This is a genomic window from Bacillus sp. GMs2/2 (assembly GCF_050172095.1).
GTDB classification, from domain to species: domain Bacteria; phylum Bacillota; class Bacilli; order Bacillales; family Bacillaceae_G; genus Bacillus_A; species Bacillus_A cereus.
Genome location: NZ_JBNLYE010000570.1, coordinates 1 through 1,940 on the forward strand (window position 1 = coordinate 1; position 1,940 = coordinate 1,940).

The window sequence follows — 1,940 nt, forward strand, 5'->3', positions numbered from 1 at the left end:
TTAAGAAAATGATATAATGATTAAAAATAATATCTTTATTCCGCCATATTGGGGCTGATTAAAATTTCACTTTATATAATAAGGGGGAGATTAAAATGACTGGAGGTAGTGTAATCTTTTGGGGGATTTTAATTTTCATCGGTTTAGTTTTCGACCAGCGTAATAATAAGAAAAAAGAAGGATAAAAAGTAAACGTTTACAAATGAGATAGCAATTTTCTTGCTTGCAGATTAATCTTATAAAGGAGTATACTGAATGACGGTAAGACTTATAGAAGGGGTAATGAAAATGAAGCTTGCAGGAAAAGTTGCTATCGTAACTGGCGGTGGCATCGGTATTGGACGTAATACAGCTCTTTTGTTGGCTAAACAAGGCGCAAAAGTTATTGTGACGGACATTGATCAAGAGAGTGGACAAGCAACAGTGGAGGAAATTATGAATCTAGGCGGAGAGGCACTTTTTGTATCCTATGATATGGGAAAGCAAGGAGATTGGCAACGCGTTATTAGCATTACTTTGAATGCATTCAGTCGCATTGATATGCTTTTTCAAAATGCAGGTTTATATAAAATAGATTCTATTTTTTCTCGCCAACAAGAGAACGATTCCAATGTACTTTGTATTAATGACGTTTGGATAGAGATAAAACAATTAACGTCATCTTTTATGAAACAGCAAGAAGAAGTGGTGCTTAGTGATTTACCGATTTTCGGTATTATTAGCACAAAAGGACAATCATTTCATACAGTAGAAGCCCTAGTATAATAATAAAAACCGCCCTCAATATATGTGGACGGTTTTTTTGTATGTGTATAGTAAAGATAAATTTTTTAGCGAATACGTTGTTCAGTTTGGTTATCAAAGAAATGTGCTTTATTCATATCAAATGCTAATTTAATTTGATCACCAGGTGAAAATGTATGTCTTGCATCTACACGTGCTGCAAAATCTTGATTTCCAAGTTTCATATATAAAATGGATTCAGCACCTAATAATTCAGCGACTTCAATTTTTGTTGTGAAGGCAGTAGATTGCGAAGCTTCTAAAAATAGTAGTTCATCATGAATGTCTTCGGGGCGAATACCTAAAACAATTTCCTTATTTACATAGCCTTGTTCACGTAGCATCTTCATTTTTCCTTCAGATACTTTAATTTTTATAGTATTGTCTATAACGAAATCGGTTTCAGTCAATTTACCACGGAAGAAATTCATCGCTGGTGAGCCGATAAATCCACCCACGAAAATGTTTTCTGGCGTTTCGTATACTTCTTTTGGAGTTCCAATTTGTTGGATTTTTCCATCCTTCATAACGACAAGACGCGAAGCCATAGTCATTGCTTCTGTTTGGTCATGTGTTACATAAATTGTTGTTGTTCCAAGGCGATGATGTAGCTTAGAAATTTCTGAGCGCATTGCAACACGGAGTTTAGCATCTAAGTTTGATAATGGTTCATCCATTAAGAAAACTTTTGCATCTCGAACGATTGCTCTACCTAACGCAACACGTTGGCGCTGTCCACCTGATAATGCTTTCGGTTTTCTATCTAAATATTGTTCAAGTCCTAAAATTTTTGCTGCATCTTTCACACGACGATCGATTTCATCTTTTGGTATTTTTCGAAGTTTTAATCCAAATGCCATATTATCATATACACTCATATGTGGATAAAGAGCGTAGTTTTGGAATACCATAGCGATATCTCGATCTTTTGGAGGAACATCATTCATTAGTTTACCATCAATTGAAAACTCGCCTTTTGAAATATCTTCAAGTCCAGCTACCATTCGTAATGTTGTAGATTTTCCGCATCCAGAAGGACCGACAAATACAATAAATTCTTTATCTTGAATGTGTAAATTAAAATCAGTTACAGCTGTTACGTTATTATCATATATTTTATAAATGTTTTCTAATTTAAGTTCTGCCATGGTATTTCC

The 1,940-nt window shown here is 34.5% G+C and carries 3 protein-coding genes; 2 read left to right on the plus strand and 1 reads right to left on the minus strand.

Going from position 1 to position 1,940, the window contains the following annotated elements:
* The first annotated feature begins 95 nt into the window (after window positions 1-95).
* Together ACQGS6_RS27430 and ACQGS6_RS27435 are read left to right on the plus strand one after the other, a co-directional pair.
* Entirely contained in the window at window positions 96-185 is a 90-nt protein-coding gene (locus ACQGS6_RS27430; RefSeq protein WP_000145650.1) for a hypothetical protein, read from the plus strand.
* Window positions 186-255: 70 nt separating this feature from the next.
* The gene (locus ACQGS6_RS27435) at window positions 256-765 is read left to right on the plus strand and encodes an SDR family NAD(P)-dependent oxidoreductase (protein WP_000218410.1); all 510 of its coding nucleotides are present in this window, start codon (window positions 256-258) and stop codon (window positions 763-765) included.
* Window positions 766-830: 65 nt separating this feature from the next.
* On the opposite strand, the gene ACQGS6_RS27440 is transcribed toward ACQGS6_RS27435, so the two are convergent.
* The gene (locus ACQGS6_RS27440) at window positions 831-1,931 is read right to left on the minus strand and encodes an ABC transporter ATP-binding protein (RefSeq protein WP_000818931.1); all 1,101 of its coding nucleotides are present in this window, start codon (window positions 1,929-1,931) and stop codon (window positions 831-833) included.
* Window positions 1,932-1,940 lie beyond the last annotated feature (9 nt).

Bases quoted from the DNA above. Each gene is read 5' to 3' on its own strand.
- ACQGS6_RS27430 (WP_000145650.1), top strand. From the start codon at position 96: ATGACTGGAGGTAGTGTAATCTTTTGGGGGATTTTAATTTTCATCGGT.
- ACQGS6_RS27435 (WP_000218410.1), top strand. From the start codon at position 256: ATGACGGTAAGACTTATAGAAGGGGTAATGAAAATGAAGCTTGCAGGA.
- ACQGS6_RS27440 (WP_000818931.1), bottom strand. From the start codon at position 1,931: ATGGCAGAACTTAAATTAGAAAACATTTATAAAATATATGATAATAAC.